General features: G+C 38.2%; 16 protein-coding genes. 7 read left to right on the top strand and 9 right to left on the bottom strand.

What is annotated here, in order from left to right:
* Positions 1-94 precede the first annotated feature (94 nt).
* From MTO68_RS04475 to MTO68_RS04485, 3 genes are all read right to left on the bottom strand, one after another.
* On the bottom strand, positions 95-1,435 hold the full coding sequence (locus MTO68_RS04475; protein ID WP_244015200.1) for a CitMHS family transporter: 1,341 nt from the start codon (positions 1,433-1,435) through the stop codon (positions 95-97).
* Positions 1,436-1,831: 396 nt separating this feature from the next.
* Positions 1,832-3,160, bottom strand: a complete 1,329-nt coding sequence (locus MTO68_RS04480; RefSeq protein WP_004819385.1) for a hemolysin family protein — start codon at positions 3,158-3,160, stop codon at positions 1,832-1,834.
* Positions 3,161-3,288: 128 nt separating this feature from the next.
* On the bottom strand, positions 3,289-4,278 hold the full coding sequence (locus MTO68_RS04485; RefSeq protein WP_004722769.1) for a LysR family transcriptional regulator: 990 nt from the start codon (positions 4,276-4,278) through the stop codon (positions 3,289-3,291).
* 624 nt (positions 4,279-4,902) lie between these two features.
* On the opposite strand from MTO68_RS04485, the gene MTO68_RS04490 reads away from it, so the two are divergent.
* Positions 4,903-6,507 (top strand): isocitrate lyase, encoded by a 1,605-nt coding sequence (locus MTO68_RS04490; protein WP_004722767.1) that lies wholly within the window; start codon positions 4,903-4,905, stop codon positions 6,505-6,507.
* A 357-nt stretch (positions 6,508-6,864) separates the two neighbouring features.
* On the opposite strand, the gene MTO68_RS04495 is transcribed toward MTO68_RS04490, so the two are convergent.
* The 6 genes from MTO68_RS04495 to MTO68_RS04520 all read right to left on the bottom strand — a co-directional run bounded on the left by MTO68_RS04495 (position 6,865) and on the right by MTO68_RS04520 (position 11,395).
* Positions 6,865-7,152, bottom strand: a complete 288-nt coding sequence (locus MTO68_RS04495; protein ID WP_004722766.1) for a PA4642 family protein — start codon at positions 7,150-7,152, stop codon at positions 6,865-6,867.
* 222 nt (positions 7,153-7,374) lie between these two features.
* On the bottom strand, positions 7,375-7,647 hold the full coding sequence (minE, locus tag MTO68_RS04500) for a cell division topological specificity factor MinE (RefSeq protein ID WP_004722763.1): 273 nt from the start codon (positions 7,645-7,647) through the stop codon (positions 7,375-7,377).
* A 2-nt stretch (positions 7,648-7,649) separates the two neighbouring features.
* Positions 7,650-8,462, bottom strand: coding sequence for a septum site-determining protein MinD (minD, locus tag MTO68_RS04505; RefSeq protein WP_004722761.1), 813 nt, complete (start codon positions 8,460-8,462; stop codon positions 7,650-7,652).
* Between the two features lie 66 nt (positions 8,463-8,528).
* Positions 8,529-9,248: a septum site-determining protein MinC gene (minC, locus tag MTO68_RS04510; RefSeq protein ID WP_004819387.1), complete on the bottom strand. Its 720-nt coding sequence runs from the start codon at positions 9,246-9,248 to the stop codon at positions 8,529-8,531.
* Positions 9,249-9,388: 140 nt separating this feature from the next.
* The gene (locus MTO68_RS04515; RefSeq protein ID WP_085942769.1) at positions 9,389-10,390 is read right to left on the bottom strand and encodes a hypothetical protein; all 1,002 of its coding nucleotides are present in this window, start codon (positions 10,388-10,390) and stop codon (positions 9,389-9,391) included.
* Positions 10,391-10,477: 87 nt separating this feature from the next.
* The gene (locus MTO68_RS04520) at positions 10,478-11,395 is read right to left on the bottom strand and encodes an acyltransferase (protein ID WP_004722754.1); all 918 of its coding nucleotides are present in this window, start codon (positions 11,393-11,395) and stop codon (positions 10,478-10,480) included.
* Between the two features lie 382 nt (positions 11,396-11,777).
* On the opposite strand from MTO68_RS04520, the gene MTO68_RS04525 reads away from it, so the two are divergent.
* From MTO68_RS04525 to MTO68_RS04550, 6 genes are all read left to right on the top strand, one after another.
* The gene (locus tag MTO68_RS04525) at positions 11,778-12,428 is read left to right on the top strand and encodes an OmpA family protein (protein WP_004722751.1); all 651 of its coding nucleotides are present in this window, start codon (positions 11,778-11,780) and stop codon (positions 12,426-12,428) included.
* A gap of 451 nt (positions 12,429-12,879) precedes the next feature.
* Positions 12,880-14,919: a UvrD-helicase domain-containing protein gene (locus MTO68_RS04530; protein WP_004722749.1), complete on the top strand. Its 2,040-nt coding sequence runs from the start codon at positions 12,880-12,882 to the stop codon at positions 14,917-14,919.
* A 100-nt stretch (positions 14,920-15,019) separates the two neighbouring features.
* Entirely contained in the window at positions 15,020-15,472 is a 453-nt protein-coding gene (gene dut, locus MTO68_RS04535) for a dUTP diphosphatase (protein WP_004722748.1), read from the top strand.
* Positions 15,473-15,702: 230 nt separating this feature from the next.
* Positions 15,703-17,142, top strand: coding sequence for a phosphomannomutase/phosphoglucomutase (locus MTO68_RS04540; RefSeq protein WP_244015202.1), 1,440 nt, complete (start codon positions 15,703-15,705; stop codon positions 17,140-17,142).
* 58 nt (positions 17,143-17,200) lie between these two features.
* Positions 17,201-18,106 (top strand): acetylglutamate kinase, encoded by a 906-nt coding sequence (gene argB / locus MTO68_RS04545; protein WP_224964865.1) that lies wholly within the window; start codon positions 17,201-17,203, stop codon positions 18,104-18,106.
* Between the two features lie 175 nt (positions 18,107-18,281).
* Positions 18,282-19,067, top strand: coding sequence for a GNAT family N-acyltransferase (locus MTO68_RS04550; protein ID WP_004819394.1), 786 nt, complete (start codon positions 18,282-18,284; stop codon positions 19,065-19,067).
* The last annotated feature ends 38 nt before the right edge of the window (positions 19,068-19,105 follow it).

Here is a 19,105-nt window from a genome sequence, read left to right on the forward strand (position 1 = left end):
TTGATTGTAAATAAATCATTATTTTAAATAGATGATGATGAAAATAATCTATTTAAAATGAAAAAAAGCCGATATAAATATCGGCTTTTGTCTATTAGTGAAGTGTTGAATAGAGTGGGAATACACCGAGCAGCATGGCTGCAACCAGCATTACTAAACAGGTCAGAATCGCCCATTTAATGGTGAACTTCTGATGCTGTCCAAATTCGATACCAGCCAATCCACATAACAAATAGGTAGAAGGAACTAATGGTGACAGTAAGTGCACCGGTTGGCCGACAATTGAAGCACGTGCCATTTCTACAGGTGTAATACCATAATGACTTGCTGCTTCTGAAAGGATCGGTAACACCCCATAATAGAAAGCATCATTCGACATAAAGAAGCTCAAAGGCATACTAATCACAGCAGTAATTGGTGCTAAGAAAGGCCCCATACTTTGTGGAATAATCGCCACCAATTCTTTCGACATCGCATCAACCATGCCTGTCCCTGAAAGAATCCCAGTAAAAATCCCTGCGGCAAAAATAATACCCACAACGTTTAGGGCACTGCCTGCATGATGGGCAACCAAAGATTTTTGCATATCGACATCTTTATAGTTCACCACCAATGCAATACAAAGCGCGATCATAAATAAGATCGGTAAAGGCAACACACCTTTCACCAAACAGATCATCAGTACAACGGTTAATAAGCCATTGAACCATCTTAAATGTGCACGATTTGCTTCTGGGTTCGTTGAAATTTGAATGTCATCACCATGACTAACATCAAGTTCAATAATACCTAAGCGTTTACGTTCCATACGGCCATACATAAAACCGACAAAATAGAGCCAAAGAATAGCAACCAGCATTGGTAAAACCATAGGCACAAAGATTTCACTCGCCTCTACATGCAGCGCACTTGCAGCACGTGCCGTCGGTCCACCCCAAGGGGTAAGGTTCATGATCCCACTTGCCAGCATCATTAAACACGCCATAATCAGCGGGCTCATACCTAATTTTTTATAGAGCGGAAGCATTGCTGCCACACAAATCATGTAGGTGGTTGAACCATCACCATCAAGAGAGACAATGAGTGTGAGGGTAATGGTACCAATAACGACTTTAAGGGGATCACCTTTGACCAGCTTTAAGATGAACTTTACAGAAGGATCAAACAATCCCGTATCAATCATGATGGCAAAATAGAGAATTGCAAAAAGTAGCATTACGCCTGTTGGTGCAAGTTTTTTCACACCATCAAGCATCATTTCACCGAGCTGTTTGATTTCTAAATGCCCAAGGCTGTCGAAATAGAAGCTAAGACCGTAAGCGATTAATGCAAATAAAATTGGAATAAGTGTGAGTGCTGCAAGCGCAGTCATTCGTCTAGACATGATTAAGTACATAAAGCACAAAATCATGCCCAAACCTAATACGGTTAGCATAGTTCGATCCTTGAATGAGACTTTTTTAACAGAAGTCTTTTAGTTTTTTAAGCAGAAGCATGCTAATAGTTATTTGATTAAATTAAAATATACTTGTAGAAATACTGAATTCAGTACTATTTTTTAAATAAATAGAGTATTCAAAACAGATATTTAAAAATGAATATTATTTTTGCACCAAATTGGTTATAAAATATAAGATATTGATTTTTAAATATATTATAATTTTTAGTTTTTAAGAATTGAGTTCATGTTAATTTTCATATTTTTAAAATTTATAAATCAAAAGCCCATAATCTAATCAAAGACGCTCTGGGACTTTTAATATTGACGTACTGCTTTGCATAAAAAAAGCTTAGCAAGGTAATTGCTAAGCTTCAAATACGCTAAAGAAACTTACTGTGAAGAATCTTCTGAGGCTGATGGTTCTGCTTTTTCAAGTAATCGAGTGACAAGTAGCTGGTCAATTTTAAAATGATCTACATCGACCACTTCAAATTTATAACCACCAAAAATCACCGTGTCAGCTGGTTTGGGAATTTTTCTTAATTGATACATCATAAAACCCGCCAGCGTTTCATAGTTTTCTTCATCTGGCATTTCATCAATGGCTAAGGCATGCTTCATGTCTTCAATTGGGGTACTCCCATCGATCAACCATGAGTTGTTATCCCGTTTAATGATTTGTAGCTCTTCATCCATTGGTGTAACCCAGTCGCCCATCACAGTGATCATGATATCTGACAGGGTAATAACACCAACCACAAGTGCATATTCATTAAATACTACCGCAAATTTTTCTTTGCTTGAGCGGAAGCGGTCAAGAAGTTCAGAAAGGGTCAATGAGTCAGGAATGGTTAATACTGTACGAATGGTTGATTCGTGCAGCTGATTAATTTTTTGATTATTCAGAATACGTACCAAAATATCTTTGGCATCTACATAGCCAATCACTTGGTCAATGGTTTCGTTACAAACCAGGAACTTTGAATAAGGGTATTCAGCCAGTTTTTGGCGGATACTTTCTTCTGGTTCTTTTAACGTAAAAAACACCACGTTTTCACGTGGGGTCATACTAGATGGAACATTACGTTCTTCAAGTTCAAATACATTTTCAATAAAGTGATGTTCTTGCTTTTGTAAAACACCTGCCTGAGCACCTGCATCCATCACCGCTGAAATATCATCAAAGGTAATGTTGTCTTCACGTGTTGTATTGACTTTAAACAAGCGGAACAACAAATTAGCCACCGCATTGATAAACCACGCTAAAGGTTTACAGACCACGATAAAGATTTGGATGGGATTAATGACTGAAACCGCAATTTTTTCCGGTGCAATCATTGCCATACGTTTTGGCATTAAATCGGCAAAAAGAATAAACAGTGAAGTGACTAAAGTAAATGAGAGGACAAAGCTAATGGTTTCCGTCCAATTTCCGACATAGAAACGCGAGACAAATTCAAGAAAATAAGGACGAAAGGCACCTTCACCTAAAATACCGCCAAGAATAGCAACAGCATTTAAACCGATTTGGGATGCGGCAAAGAAATCGGCAGAGTTTTGCTGTAAGTCGAGGACTTTTTGGGCTCGTTCATCGCCAGATTCGGCAAGAATTTTGAGTTTAACTTTACGCGCACCTGCAAGGGCGATTTCAGTTAAAGATAAAAAACCAGCTCCTGCGATGAGGACAGCGATGATTAGGATATTCTGGAACAGGCTCACGAATCCACCTATGGATCATCATTATTATGAGATATTTTTAACACATAAAAGGGGGTGGTAGTGAGTAACACACTACCGATCTGGAATTAGTATAAGCTTGAAATGATAAGAATTTAAGAAAATTCCTATTAATATTGAGAAAAATGCGAATTATTTTGCATAAATTCACGATTTTCTTCTTCAATCATTTGACGTGCAACATAAAGAATCAATTGGCGTAACCAACGATGTGCAGGATGATGATGAAGTAACGGGCACCATGCCATTTTTAATTCAAATTCTGGAATATAAAAAGGCGGATCTTTAATGAGTAAATTTTGGCTTTTGGCTTGTAAACGGGCGATACGGGTTGGTAATGTTGCAATCAAATCGACATTTGAAGCCAACAATGCTGGCATTTGATAATGACGAGTAAAGACTGAAATTTTACGCTTTTGACCAATTCGCTCTAAAGCTTGATCAATCCAACCCAATCCTGCTTGTTTCTCAGGATTCACACCAAAACCGACCCCCATACCTGTTTTTGATACCCAGATATGTTGCGCATCTAAATAACTTTTAAGATTTAAATTACTCGAAGCAGGATGTTTGTTGTTGAGTAGGCAAGAGAAACTGTCACGCCATACTAAAACTTGGTGAAAGCTTTGTGGGATTTCATTAAAACGGTTAATGGCTAAATCAACTTTACCTTGTTCCATGTCACGATATGACACGTCACTTGGTGTTAAAAAGTCGAGTACAACATTCGGTGCTTCTGAGCGCAACGCTTTGACTAGACGAGGAACAAGTGTCGCTTCGGCATAATCAGAGGTCATAATACGGAATACACGGTTTGAAGTATAAGGTCGGAACTCAGTACGAGGTTCCAAAATCATCGATAAATCAGACAGTGCGTCACGGATGCGGGGTTGTAATTCTAAAGCACGTTCTGTTGGTGTCATACCTTCAGAAGAACGAATTAAAAGAGGGTCATTAAATAAATTACGAAGACGACGTAAAATATTACTCATTGCGGGTTGGGTAACACCAAGCTGTTCAGCAGCACGAGTCACATTTTTTTCACGTAAAAGAACGTCAAGGTAAATTAAGAGGTTGAGATCGACCCGCTCCAGATTCATAAAAAAAATACCGAAAATAAAATTTAGAAATCACAGGGGATTATGCCATAAGGAAATGCTTTTGTGTAAAAAGTAGATAAAAAAACAGCAGGCGATTTATTGTTATAGAAGGATCAAGATTTATTGTCTTGGTTTTAAATTGAGATGCATGCTTGAATAAATCCTAATCTCCTCATTATACCTCAAGACCAGCAGATTTTTGAGCAACAGCATTGTTTCTCAATGGATGAATTCGGCGATGATACTTTGTGTAATTATTGATCATTCAGGGTATTTTTATATCAAAAAAATCCAGTCCTGTTTTTTTGTTACAAGCTCAGACTTAAGTCTAATAGCGATAAAATCAGTAAATTGTCTGTTATTTAAGCAAAAAATAGATGATTGGTTTTTGTATAAAATTTTATAAATTAAAAGCTTAGATATTTCTTATATAATTATAATACGACTTTGATCTACATATTTTTTAAATAAATACTGAAAATTAACTCAGAATATTGGATTAATTTGAGGAGTCAATCTAAGCTAAGACCATAACAACGAAGTGTTCTAAATCTGTACAAACAAATACCGAGTGGATTTAGCTCTTCGATTGATGAAATCCTAATATTATTACAGGAACATATCATGACTACATACCAAACAGCGATTGATGCAATCCGTGAATTAAAAGCAAAATTCGGAAGCACATGGCGCGATATTAGCCCAGAAGATGCTGCGCGTATGCAAATGCAAAACCAATTCAAAACTGGTTTAGATATCGCTAAATATACAGCTGCGATCATGCGTCGTGATATGGCTGAATATGATGCTGACTCTAGCAAATACACTCAATCTTTAGGTTGCTGGCATGGTTTCATTGCACAACAAAAAATGATTGCGAACAAAAAATATTTCGGTACTACAAGCAAACGTTATATCTACCTTTCTGGTTGGATGGTTGCTGCTCTTCGTTCAGAATTCGGTCCACTTCCTGACCAATCTATGCACGAAAAAACTTCTGTACCTGCTTTAATCGCTGAAATCTATACATTCTTACGTCAAGCTGATGCGAAAGAACTTAACGATTTATTCCGTGCACTTAAAAAAGCAAACGAAGCTGGTGATACTGCTAAAGCTGCTGAAATCACTGCTCAAATCGACGGTTTCCAAACTCACGTTGTGCCAATTATTGCGGACATCGATGCTGGTTTCGGTAACGAAGAAGCGACTTATTTACTTGCACGTAAGATGATTGAAGCTGGTGCTTGTGCACTACAAATCGAAAACCAAGTATCTGATGCTAAACAATGTGGTCACCAAGCTGGTAAAGTAACTGTTCCACATGAAGACTTTATCTCTAAAATCCATGCATTACGTTATGCATTCTTAGAAATGGGTCTTGATGACGGTATCATCGTTGCGCGTACTGACTCTGAAGGCGCTGACTTGACTCAAAAAATCCCAGTGGTTAAAGAGCCAGGTGATATTGCTTCTCAATATATCAGCTACTTAGACACAACTGAAATTGACATTGCTGATGCTCAAGAAGATGAAATCTTGATTAAACGTGATGGTAAATTACACCGTCCTAAGCGTTTAGCTTCTGGCTTATATCAGTTCCGTGAAGGTACTCAAATTGACCGTGTTGTACTTGACTGTGTGTCTAGCTTACAAAACGGTGCAGATCTTCTTTGGATCGAAACTGCGACTCCAAACGTTGAAGAAATTGCACACATGGTTAACCGTGTACGTGAAACAGTTCCAAATGCGAAGCTTGTTTATAACAACAGCCCATCATTCAACTGGACTTTAAACTTCCGTCAACAAGCTTACGATCGTTGGGTTGCTGAAGGTAAAGACGTTTCTGCTTATGACCGTGCTAAATTAATGAGCGCTGAGTACGATGCTTCTGAATTGGCTGCTGATGCTGACTCGAAAATCCGTACATTCCAAGCAGATGCTTCTCGTGAAGCTGGTGTATTCCATCACTTGATTACACTTCCGACTTACCATACTGCTGCGCTTTCTACTCATGAGCTTGCACAAGGTTACTTCGGTACTGAAGGTATGTTGGCTTATGTTGCTGGCGTACAACGTAAAGAAATCCGTGGTGGTATCGCTTGTGTTAAACACCAAGCAATGGCGGGTTCTGACATCGGTGATGATCACAAAGAAATCTTCTCTGGTGACAATGCACTTAAAGCGCATGATGATGCTAAAAACACAATGAACCAATTCGCTGCTCACTAAGCACTGACTTGATTCGAAGAACCCAGCGTAAGCTGGGTTTTTTTATGGCAGTTGATAAGTTAACTGTAGGATTTAGTTTACACAGCATATTGTTGTTTGAATTAAATCGAGATTGGATGATGTTAAAACATCGTTAAAGACTGAATCACATAGCGGATTTTAGAAAAGTTTATTCATGTTGATGTGTATAAGTATTTAAACCATTGTATTCAATAGTGATGACTCTACGTTAGAGAGCCTTGAGATATACATTGAGAAAAAGAGGGTTATATAAAATAAAAATGCCCAATGAAATTCATCAGGCATTTACTGATTAACAATATTGAGTTGTATCGTGTTATTCGCGTATTTTAGTCGTTAAGCAAACTTTGCCAATACGTCTAAGAAACCTTCTTTTTGACGCGGATATTCTGCGATCACATCATGAATACGTTGACCTTCAGGATTGGTTGCATTGATGTCTCGGCCATCAGCAACAAACTTGGTCAACAAACGCTCATAGTCAAATGGGCGCATATGTTTAAATGCGTGGTAAAGTACATGAAAATCTGTATTGGTACCTTCAGGAGGAAGTTGATCTAAGTAGGCAAATACACGCTCGTCTGACCATTCTTCATTGAACGTTGCTGGCTGTGAAAGTGCCATAACAGCATCTCCTCAAAATAAAATAATTCTAAATCAAATGATTGATTTGCAGCATTATATAAACCTTATTGAGCTTTTGTTTAATAAGGATAAATACAATATTTAGCTGAAAAAAATCTAAAATAAAAAGGGCAAAATATATTGCATGAGTAAAAGCAATGCTTTTTGACTCTGCCCTATATTTTGCCCTGAATCAATTCACTTGACTAATCAATAATGAAATTATCGTTCTTCAGGTAAATTGATATTCATTTCCAACATTTCAATGTTGGCTTCAGAACGAACTTGCATTTGAATATGCTGTTCATCCACACCACGGACATAACGATTAACCACTTGCATGATTTCTTTCTTCATTTGGTCAATCTTGTCTTGGCTTAAACGTTTGCCCAAACCGTTTTCAGAAGCAACAATAACTTTTAAGCGGTCTTTAGCAGTTTGGGCGCTAGATGGTTTGTCATCATTGCTAAAAAGTTTACTCCAAAATCCTGCCATTTCTACGCTCCAAATAACCGTGCTAACCAACCCTTAGGTTTCACTGTAATATGTCGATAAGGACGTTCCTCACCCAAGAAACGCGCAACTAAATCATCATATGCTTGCCCAGCAGATGCTTCTTGGTAAAGAATGACAGGTTTACCTTCATTCGATGCCTGAAGTACGCTAGGGCACTCTGGAATGACGCCTAAAGTTGGTACACGTAAGATATCTTTTGAGATATCATCAATGGTCAACATTTCTTGTTTATCGGCACGTTCAGGGTTAAAACGCGTAATACATAAATGCTTACGAACACGCCCTTCGTTGTTTTCTACTTTTTTCGTCTTGCTGTCGAGCATACCAATAATACGGTCTGAATCTCGAACAGAAGAGATTTCTGGGTTTGTTACAATAATTGCTTCATCTGCATGATACATGGCTAAAATCGCGCCACGCTCAATCCCCGCAGGTGAGTCACAAATAATATAATCGAACTCTTGCGAAAGCTCATCGATTACACGAGCAACACCATCATCGCTCAACGCATCTTTATCACGGGTTTGTGATGCAGGTAAAATATAAAGATTTTCAATATCTTTATCACGAATCAAGGCTTGTTGTAAGCGTGCTTCGTTATTAATGACATTAACAAAATCATACACCACGCGGCGTTCACAGCCCATGATCAAATCTAAATTACGCAAACCCACATCGAAATCAATCACAACAGTTTTATGACCACGTAGGGCTAATCCTGTTGCAAAAGATGCACTCGTCGTAGTTTTACCTACGCCACCTTTGCCTGATGTAACGACAACAATTTTGGCCACCGAATCCACTCCTGTTATGGTCATTTTACCCGATTAAACGAGTTTTATATGGTGTTAATTTATACCTTAAAATTGCAAAGCTTCAAACACTAGCTCTTGCTGGTCATTCAAGTAAATATGTACAGCCTTTTTAATGACATCTTGAGGAATGTCATCTGCCACACAATATGTTCCTGCAATAGAAACCAATTCGGCTTCTAGTGAATGACAAAAAATTCTTGCAATGGTGTTACCACCTGCACCTGCAATGACTCTACCACGAACACTGCCATAGATATGTATATTTCCTGAAGCAATCACTTCCGAACCACTGTTAATACCAGCATTCAGTATGATGTCCCCATGATCTTGAACCAGACATTGTCCAGTTCTTAAAATTTCATCATGATATGAGGTTACATGACTCAATGTTTTAGGCGCATCTACGCTTGCATTTGGTGTTGCTACAGCGGGTGCTTTTACTGGTGTTTCAACCACTTGTTCTTTCGTCGGTTTAATCCGTTGCAAAGGACGATCGGCAGGCAAGACTGGGAATTGAATTGCACGTGCTTGATCACCCAATAAACCATCAATCACAGCCATAGGCTGTAAATCTAGACTGATAATGAGTTGAATCAGGGCAATAAGCTCTTGTTCAACTGTGGTATCAATAATGACCAAAGCCCCTTGATAAGAGGTTTCACTCATCATTGACGTTAATTGCTGGCGGATGGCATCATGATCATTAGTATCGAAGGTTAATCGGGTAAAATTAACCATTCTGCCTGTAATCCGTATATCAGCCATAATTATTCCTTAAAAGGCGTGTGACCTAAATTTTTCTATCTAAGCGTCAAAAATTGTGAAATAGGGCAAATGCTAGAACATATTGAATGATTTCTCTAGCAAAGATACAAATATTTTCAATGAATTGCTTATTCTTTGAATCACTCATCTTTTACTTGATCATTTTTTTCTAATTCAAGCTGCCATTGTTTTACTTTCACTTGCTTCCTTAACGATTCTAAACTTTCATAGACTACAGATTCAACTAGTTCTTCAAGCTTCTGATTTTCAATATTTAACTGGCTTAATTTGGTTGAAATCAGTTGATAGGTCGCGTTTGGATTGTGTAAATTGCCTTCAGTGAAAGGTTCCACCAATCCTTGGGTAATATTCTCACCTAACTGTTGCCCAATATTTTGAATCTGATTTTCAATCATACTGCCTGCAATTGGGATCATGCGCAATAATTGAGTCAATTGCGGAGTGTCTTCAATGGCTTGACGTACAATCTGTCCAACATTATGGCTAATCACATGACTTTGTGCTTTTAATTCAGTGGCTAAAGACTCTTGTAAGACTTCCGCTAAGGTTTGTGCAAAACGCTCTCTATGATGGTCAATCAAATCATGAATGATTTTCTTATGACTTGAACTGGTGTCTAATTCATGTTTGATTCCGTCAATGACTGTAATAACCACGCGGTCAGACAATTCTTCCATTACCACCCGATAATAAAACAGCACACGTTTTAGAATGTTGTCGGGAATGACCTTATAACCTAACTCATGAAAATGGTAAGCAATAATACCGACCCGAATTAAACGTAAAAAACGTAAATAAGGAATAATTGCTAAAATTTCATACCAGTGAATAAATGGAAAGAAAAACCAACGCGCATGGTGTTTGTTGATGATTGCGATGAGCCAGCGAATGCCCAATTCAACAATCAAAAAGGTAATAAACCAGCTTTCGGTTTTAATCACCCAAGGGTGCAGATCGGTTTTGTAATACTGTAAAACTTGCGGTAAATGAATTTCATTGAAAAGCCAATCACCAAAATTACTCATTAAAAAAGCATTGGCACATAAACAGAATAAGTTAAAGATGATAATAAACATCATAAAGATGTCATAACCAAAAGCGATCCACCATCCTCGTGACATATCGTTTTTCGTTTCTGTACTATTTTCGAGTGGTGGAACTTGCTCTGTCATATCCATCCTATTCTGTGGTTTTTCTTCAATTGAAAGTTAGTGGTTATATTTTTGTTTTATGGTGCTAATCAGTTGATCTTTTTCAGTCCATAAATCATCAACCCAGTTTTGAAAGCGTTCGCGATATTCTGCATCATCTTCATAATTGCCGCCCAGTACCCATTCAGGAATCTCAATTTTACGCATATTGACTGCAATTCGAGGGACTTCGCCTAACCAAAACTCGCCATAACCAGGTGCACCATCTGGATACACAATGGTCATATCCACCAGTGCATCAATCTTATCACCTAAGATACTTAAAGCGAGTGCGAGTCCACCAGCCTTAGGTTTAAGTAAATTGGTAAAAGGTGATTGTTGTTGAGCATGTTTTTCTGGGGTAAAGCGAGTTCCTTCAAGATAGTTGAGTAGCGTAAAAGGCTGGCTTAATAACTGCTCACAGGCTTTACGTGCTTCTTCCATATCACGTGTTTTGAGTTCAGGATTTTTTGCAATCTGCTCTTTTGTATGGCGTTTCATCATCGGAAAGCCCAGAATCTTAAAGGCTTGCCCGACAAACGGTATAAAGATCAGTTCCCATTTGGTGAAAAAGCGGGTGAGTGGCATGCGTGTTAGGCCAAAATATTGGTTTACGGTGGTATCGACCCAACTTTGATGATTACAGGTCATTAAATAACGACCTTGCATATTTAAATCCAAGTTTTCATCAACGGTAATGTCCCATTGTGTTTCTGGAAGAACATGATCAATCAACCAATTATTGACGCTTAACCAACTATTGGTGATGTTGATATTGGTTTCATCCACCTTTTTTGACTTTTTAAATAATTTGGTCAAGCCTAAAGCTAAAACAGGCGGGCCGTGAAAAAAAGTACTACCAGTAATCACTGAGCCAACGGTTAAACCTTTCGTAATTTTTTTTAAAATAGGTTGCTTCTGCTGTTGAGATGACATAGAACAGTCCTAATGATTTATTGTGAGTGCCAGTTCAAGCGACTAGGATATTTTTTACTATCACGTTGCGGCCTTGGAAAATCATGTTAGTCTTGATTTAGCATAACTAGATTTCGGATTTGCTGCCTCGTATTCGCTCAAAAATATACATCGTTGTAAACATAGACGAATTGTCCACAGACTCTAAATATAGTCGTTACAATGCAATTTAAAAAGACACATTTAATGACTATGTATAAATTATGATGATCACTTTTGTAAATTTCATTGTAAATATTACAAAATGTAAAAAAATACGTGATTGTTAACAAAACGCCTATAGTGGTGCTTTGTTTTTTATACCAAAATTAAGCTAACAAAAAACACAACTTGGAGGCATGCAATGCGTGCACTATTAATTACAACACTTACAGCAGGGGCTTTAGTACTTTCTGGCTGTCAAACAACTGGTAATAACATCGGTGGTATGGAGTACGACAAATCTGCTATTGGTGGTTTGATCGGTGCAGCAGCGGGCTATGGTTTGTCTCGTGGTAATGCAAACTCATCTGCACAAAACAATCGTGCAGCAGCAATTGGTGCGCTTTTAGGTGCGGGTACTGGTCTTTATTTAGACAATAAAGAAAAGAAATTACGCCAACAAATGCAGGGTACTGGTGTAGAAGTTAACCGTAATCCAGATGGTTCTGTTGCGTTAATTATGCCTGGTAGCATTACGTTTGATACTAACAAATCAACAATTAAGCCGAACTTCTACGGTACTTTAAATAAAGTTGCTCAAACTTTAATGGAAGATAACAAGAGTGTAATTCTTGTTACGGGTTATACAGATAATACGGGTAATGATTCAATCAATATTCCATTGTCTCAAAACCGTGCGTATTCAGTTGCAAACTACCTTAAAGGTAAAGGTGTAGCGAGCCGTATTGATACTCAAGGTTATGGCTCACAAAACCCAATCGCAGATAACTCAACTGCTGCGGGTCGTGAACAGAACCGTCGTGTTGAAATCAGCATTTATGCAGCAAACTAATATCCGACAAACTAAGAAATCGTAACAAGAGTAACGCATTTCTTAGTTGAAGGTATTGAGTTTAAAGCATTGAAAAGGAGTCATGGTTCGCTATGATTCCTTTTTTTATGCTCCAAATTTTTATTTAAACCGCATCAACCAGTTCAAGGTTGCGTTTCAGATTTTTTATCATTAAAACCAGCGTTGATGCTATAAAGGTCTCTCTTCTTGCTGCTATTTGCTAGCCGTTATGATGGCTTTTGGTTATGCTTTCGCCACTTGATCACCAGCCAACTGAATAACAACAACTCATAACAAAATAGAGTATTGAAATAAGAAGGTTTGAAACTAAAGCAGAATTTAACTGAAATTATTTTTATCTGGTTTTTATATTGGAAAAATTCAAATTAAGCATTTTGCAACTCTACTTTAGATGACTATAATCGAGCTCGAAGTTTTTAGAGGATGAACAATGTCGAAAGCAAGTCAACTGAATGACAAGCAACTTGAAGCCATGAAATATACTCAAGGACCCTTGTTAGTACTTGCAGGGGCGGGTTCAGGTAAAACCTCAGTAATTACAAGAAAAATTGCGTATTTGGTCCAGCAGTGTGGGATTCCTGCGCATCGAATTACCGCAATGACCTTTACCAATAAAGCTGCACGTGAAATGAAAGAACGTGTCGGTAAGCTATTGGGCAAAGAAGAGGGCAAAGGGCTTTCGGTTTCAACCTTCCATACCTTTGGTTTAAATTTATTAAGAATTGAGCTGAAAAATACCCCACTTAAAAATAATTTCTCAATCCTTGATGCCGATGACTGTAAGCGTATTCTTATGGACTTGATGCATCGTGATAATTTATCGGGTGCTGAAAGCAAAGAATTGATTGCTAAAGCCATGAAAAAGATTTCAGATTGGAAAAATGATTTGATTGTGCCTGAGCAAGCACATACGACTTGTGAAACACCAGAAGATGTGCAGTTTGCCCACTTGTATCAATTATATGAGCGAAATTTACGGGCTTATAATGCTGTAGATTTTGATGATCTGATCGTAATGCCAACACGTCTCTTACAAGACAATGCAGAAGTTCGTGATCGTTGGCAAAACCGGGTTCGCTATCTACTTGTGGATGAGTATCAAGATACCAATACCGCGCAATATATTTTGGTAAAATTATTGGTCGGTGTGATGGGGCAGTTCACCGCTGTAGGCGATGATGACCAATCCATTTATGCGTGGCGTGGTGCAAAGCCTGAAAATATGGCATTGCTCAAAGAAGATTTTCGTAATTTAAAAGTGATCAAGCTGGAGCAAAACTACCGCTCTACCAGTCGTATTTTAAAAGCCGCGAACCATGTCATTGAAAATAACCCACATATCTTCGATAAAAAGTTGTGGAGTGATAAAGGTCATGGTGAGGTCATTCGAATCATTACGTGTCGTAATGATGATGATGAATCTGAACGTGTAGTAAAAGATCTACTTACGCATAAATTGATGAATGGCAAAAACTGGAAAGATTATGCGGTATTGTATCGCGGAAATTTCCAAGCACGTGTATTGGAAACTCAGCTACGTCAAATGCAGATTCCATACAAGCTCTCTGGTGGTCAATCTTTCTTTGGTCGTGCAGAAATTAAAGATGTGATGAGCTACTTGCGTATCATCATCAACCCTGAAGATGATAGTGCTTTCCTTCGTATTATCAATACGCCTAAACGTGCAATTGGCCCTGTAACACTTGAAAAGTTAGGTCTTTTTGCCCAAGAAAATCATTTATCACTGTTGGCTGCGGCAAGTGATCAACGCTTAACTATGGTAATGCCGAAAAAGGCTACTACACAACTGGCTGAGTTTGCTGGCTTTATCAATGATTTCACTCGTGAATTGTTAGATGACGATGAACCTGTTCCTAAAATTCGTCAAATGATGAATGATGCAGGCTATATCGATTATTTACGTGAAACTGCGGCAACGCCTGCACAAGAAAAAACCAAGATTGATAATGTGGAGATGCTCTATACCAGTATTCAAAGCTTAATCAATCGTGCTGAAGATGTAGATGAAAAGAACATTGAAAGTGTGATTCGTAAAATGGTGTTGCTGGATATGCTTGAGCAACAACAGGAAGATGAAGACACCGATAAGGTCAACCTGCTGACATTACATGCATCTAAAGGTCTGGAATTTCCATTTGTTTATATTATGGGCTTAGAAGAAGAACTTCTGCCACATAAGAACTCCATTGCCGCTGAAACGATCGAGGAAGAACGCCGTTTAATGTATGTGGGTATTACCCGTGCACAACAAGGTTTAACCTTAACTTTGGCTGAGCAACGTAAAAATGGTGGGCAAATGAAACAAATGACCCCAAGCCGCTTCTTAGATGAATTACCACAAGATGAGTTGGATTGGTTAGGGCGTAAGAAAAAATTAGCTGAAAATGTTGATCCTAAACAACAGGCACAGCAATATTTACAAAACTTAAAAGCGTTATTAAAACGTTAATTTTTAAATCAGTTCTTTTATTTTTCTTTCGATTTGATTTTAAACAGATCGAAAGACATAGAAGAACTTTTAACAGCTTTATTTAACCAAGGATTTCAATATGAAAGTTCAAGTAAAAGTACTTGATCAACGTTTAGGTCAAGAATGGCCAATGCCAACATATGCAACAACAGGTTCAGCGGGTTTGGACTTACGTGCATGTGTAGAAGAAGCGATTCAAATTGAACCTGGTCAAACTGTGTTGGTTAAAACAGGTATGGCCATTTATATTGAAGATACTAATTTTGCTGGTCTGGTTTTACCACGTTCGGGCTTGGGCCATAAGCATGGGATCGTATTGGGCAACTTGGTGGGCTTAATTGATTCAGATTATCAAGGCGAATTGATGGTTTCAGTTTGGAATCGTGGTCAAACCACCTTTACTTTAGAACCAGGTGAGCGTTTAGCTCAGTATGTATTGGTGCCTGTAGTTCAAGCGCAATTTGATATTGTAAGTGAATTTGAAGCGACTGAACGTGGTGCTGGTGGTTTTGGTCACACTGGGAAGAACTAAGTTTTTCTCATCATTTTTAAAGCCTGATTTATCAGGCTTTTTTAATGTTATATTGAATTGTAACAAAAAGTATGTATAACGCTGTATATAAAATTGAATATATTATCAAGAGTTTTTTAGTATATTGCATTTGACCCGATATAAATATTCTCATATAAATGAATTGCTTGCTTATCATTAGAGCGATAAAGCTGACGAAATAAAGGGTTAAGCAAATAGAAGTTTTGCTTATGAAAAAGATGAATGATTTTCCTTTTCAAATTTTCCGCGCTTATGATATTCGTGGAAAAGTTGAAATGATGCCACCTGAATTGATTCAGGCAATCGCATATGCTTTAGTTGATCAACTGATTGAAAAGGGTCAATCAAAAATTACCTTGGGATACGATGCTCGATTAAGCAGTCCTGCGTATGCTCAAATTATCAAACAGGTATTTCAAAATAAAGACATTGAAGTCACTGAAATAGGTTGTTGTGCTACACCACAATTGTACTTTGCCGCAAGAAATACGCAGGGCAATGGCATCATGGTCACAGCCAGTCATAATCCAAAAACCGACAATGGTATTAAATGGATTATGCAGTTTGAGCCACCGTCTCCTGAAATGATTCAAAACATAGGCATTCAAGCAAAAAATTATCTGCAAAGTGAACAGTTGTCATGGATTGATGCAGAATCTGTGATTCCAAGCGCGACTCATCAAATTAAATCTGAATTTTGTCTGTCCTATCAGTCTGCGTTATTAAAAGATATTCAGTTAACCCGACCACTCAAAGTCGTGATTGATGGCTTAAATGGTTCAGCAGGCTATTGTGCCAATCTTGTTTTAAAAAAATTGGGTTGTGAGGTGATTGCATTACGCTGTAATGCTGATGGAAACTTCCCCGACCATGCACCGGATCCTTCACAAGCCACACATTTAGAATTATTACGACAAAATGTAGTTAATCATCAGGCAGACATTGGTATTGCTTTAGATGGTGATGGCGATCGTGTGGTTCTATTGGATGAAAATGCCCATATTATTTCAGCGGATCGGCTTTTAGCATTGTTTGCCCAAATGTGTTTAAAAGATCATCCACAGCATGAAATTGTATTTGATGTGAAATGTTCATCTATGGTACGTCAAGTGGTTGAACGTTTGGGCGGTCGAGCCAAGATGATTCGGACTGGTAGTAGTTTTTTACGCAAATACATGTCGCAATCAAAAGGCCAAGCTGTCTTTGGTGGTGAGTACGCAGGTCATTATGTATTTAATGATGGGCGTGGACTTGGTTATGACGATGGTCTATATGCGGCTTTACGTGTGATGGAATACTTATGTTGTTTTCCTCAAGCAACATTGTCTGAAATCTTAGCCTGTTATCCTGACCGTTTTTATACTGAAGATACTTATATCAGTACCCATCGAACTGATCCGAAAATTGTTTTGAATGAGATTGAAGAGCTCAGTCAACAATTTGGTGCCGAGCTGAGTAAAATTGATGGTGTTCGCCTTGATTTTGAGCATGGTTTTGGCATTATTCGGGCATCAAATACAGGTGAATATTTTACCGTACGTTTTGATGCAGATTGTCCAAATTGTTTAAATGAAATTCGTCAGACATTTGCGTCTATGCTCAGTGATCGTTATCCTATGATCGCCCAAGATATTCTACAGGCACACTGATTTCTTGCATCATCCATATTCATCAGTCTAATTCCTACAGCTCACTAAGGAGAGGCGAATGCCACATCAGCATACTGGCATCGACAAAGCGCAAATATTGACAGAGGCTTTGCCATATATTCAACGATTTTCAGGTAAAACACTCGTTGTAAAATATGGTGGCAATGCAATGACTGATCCTGATTTGGAAAGCTCATTTGCTCGCGATATCGTTTTACTCAAAACTGTAGGTTTAAATCCGATTGTCGTACATGGTGGTGGTCCACAAGTAGATTCATTGCTTAAACAGTTGGGCCGTGAGTCTGATCGTATTGATGGAATGCGGGTAACGGATCCTGCAACCATGGAAGTGGTCGAGATGGTTTTAGGCGGCAGCGTCAATAAATCTATCGTTAATCTGATTAATCAGCATGGTGGACGTGCCATTGGTTTAACGGGTAAAGACGGTAATTTATTGCGTGCTCAAAAGCTCTTGATGGAAAAGACACTTGCAGATGGTACAGTCACGCAAATTGACTTAGGTCTAGTTGGGGAAGTGACTGGGGTTAAAACTGACGTTTTAGAAATGTTTACCCAAAGTGATTTTATTCCTGTGATTGCGCCTTTAGGTGTAGATGAAGACGGTCAAACTTATAATATCAATGCAGACTTGGTCGCAGGTAAAGTGGCAGAAGCTTTGGGCGCGGAAAAATTGATTCTATTGACCAATATATCAGGTGTTTTAGATGAAAATAAAAACCTCCTGACTGGTCTTAGTACTCAAGAAGTCGATCGTCTCATTGAAACTGGGGTGATTTACGGGGGCATGATTCCTAAAGTGGGTTGTGCCTTAGATGCGGTTAAAGGTGGGGTTGTGAGTGCGCACATTGTAGATGGGCGGGTACCTCATGCAACACTCTTAGAAATCTTTACCGATCATGGTGTAGGAACCTTAATTACCAATCGGGCCAAGCCTCAGAAATAATTTTTAATCAGTACATTATTTTTTTAAAATGCCAGTGTGAAAACATTGGCTTTTTTATTTTGCCGATTTTATTTCAAATTCACCATTCATAGCGTGTTTTTAAACGGTCATTTTTTCGTCATATAAGTGTCATCGGGATTGCCTAGTGTAAGTAAAAGCTCAAGGAGTCGAAAATATGTTCGCAAAATTAAATCAGTATCGTCAGAACTTCCAGAACTTAAATTTACCCTTACCAAAACCTAAAAAAGCACAATCACAATATAAATTTGAATGGGTTGAAGACCTGAAACAACTCAAAGAAGTACAAAAATTTCGTGCAGTACAATTCGCAGATCAGTTTGGCATTACATTTGAAAATGGATTAGATCAAGATTTATATGACCTTGATTGTGAGCATGCGGTATTACGTGATAAATGGAGCAATGAGATTGTTGCCTATACACGCCTGAAGTTGATTCAGGGGCATGAGCTTGCACGTAGTTATAGCGCACAAGAATTTGATGTTTCTCAACTTTCACATCTATCCAATATTGTGGAAATAGGCCGTACTTGTGTACATCCGCGTTATCGTAATGGACGTGCATTGTCGATGTTGTGGTTAAATTTGGTTCCGACAGTACTGTGGAAAATGAAGGCAAAACACTTAATGGGATGTGTCAGCATTCGTTTGGAAGACAATAAGGCACGTGCTTACTATACACATCAGCATTTGAAGAAAATGACTGCCAAACAGTCAATTGATATAAAGGCAAATCTCGCTTTTGAACCAAGTCATCCAGAGTATAGCTTTCCACAAGATGAACGAATTCCAAAGTTGTTTGATGTCTATTTGAAAATGAATGCGCGTTTATCGAAACAGGCATATCACGATGAAGCATTTAATTGTTTAGATTATTTTGTCTTTTTAGATGTCAATGAAATTGCCAAAAATTTTGTTTTAAACAAAATGGTTAATCGCTGAGTGTCCGAAAAATAAGGGGACTTAGAGTTTGATCCGCG

Origin of the sequence: Acinetobacter sp. NyZ410 (genome assembly GCF_022828975.1) — a bacterium.
Classification (GTDB): Bacteria; Pseudomonadota; Gammaproteobacteria; order Pseudomonadales; family Moraxellaceae; genus Acinetobacter; species Acinetobacter guillouiae.

What these genes read in the sequence shown, in the direction of transcription:
- dut (WP_004722748.1), top strand. Translation starts at nt 15,020, where the DNA reads ATGAAAGTTCAAGTAAAAGTACTTGATCAACGTTTAGGTCAAGAATGG.
- minE (WP_004722763.1), bottom strand. Translation starts at nt 7,647, where the DNA reads ATGGCAGGATTTTGGAGTAAACTTTTTAGCAATGATGACAAACCATCT.
- minC (WP_004819387.1), bottom strand. Translation starts at nt 9,248, where the DNA reads ATGGCTGATATACGGATTACAGGCAGAATGGTTAATTTTACCCGATTA.
- MTO68_RS04520 (WP_004722754.1), bottom strand. Translation starts at nt 11,395, where the DNA reads ATGTCATCTCAACAGCAGAAGCAACCTATTTTAAAAAAAATTACGAAA.
- argB (WP_224964865.1), top strand. Translation starts at nt 17,201, where the DNA reads ATGCCACATCAGCATACTGGCATCGACAAAGCGCAAATATTGACAGAG.
- MTO68_RS04540 (WP_244015202.1), top strand. Translation starts at nt 15,703, where the DNA reads ATGAAAAAGATGAATGATTTTCCTTTTCAAATTTTCCGCGCTTATGAT.
- MTO68_RS04475 (WP_244015200.1), bottom strand. Translation starts at nt 1,435, where the DNA reads ATGCTAACCGTATTAGGTTTGGGCATGATTTTGTGCTTTATGTACTTA.
- MTO68_RS04485 (WP_004722769.1), bottom strand. Translation starts at nt 4,278, where the DNA reads ATGAATCTGGAGCGGGTCGATCTCAACCTCTTAATTTACCTTGACGTT.
- MTO68_RS04495 (WP_004722766.1), bottom strand. Translation starts at nt 7,152, where the DNA reads ATGGCACTTTCACAGCCAGCAACGTTCAATGAAGAATGGTCAGACGAG.
- MTO68_RS04525 (WP_004722751.1), top strand. Translation starts at nt 11,778, where the DNA reads ATGCGTGCACTATTAATTACAACACTTACAGCAGGGGCTTTAGTACTT.
- MTO68_RS04550 (WP_004819394.1), top strand. Translation starts at nt 18,282, where the DNA reads ATGTTCGCAAAATTAAATCAGTATCGTCAGAACTTCCAGAACTTAAAT.
- MTO68_RS04490 (WP_004722767.1), top strand. Translation starts at nt 4,903, where the DNA reads ATGACTACATACCAAACAGCGATTGATGCAATCCGTGAATTAAAAGCA.
- MTO68_RS04530 (WP_004722749.1), top strand. Translation starts at nt 12,880, where the DNA reads ATGTCGAAAGCAAGTCAACTGAATGACAAGCAACTTGAAGCCATGAAA.
- MTO68_RS04515 (WP_085942769.1), bottom strand. Translation starts at nt 10,390, where the DNA reads ATGTCACGAGGATGGTGGATCGCTTTTGGTTATGACATCTTTATGATG.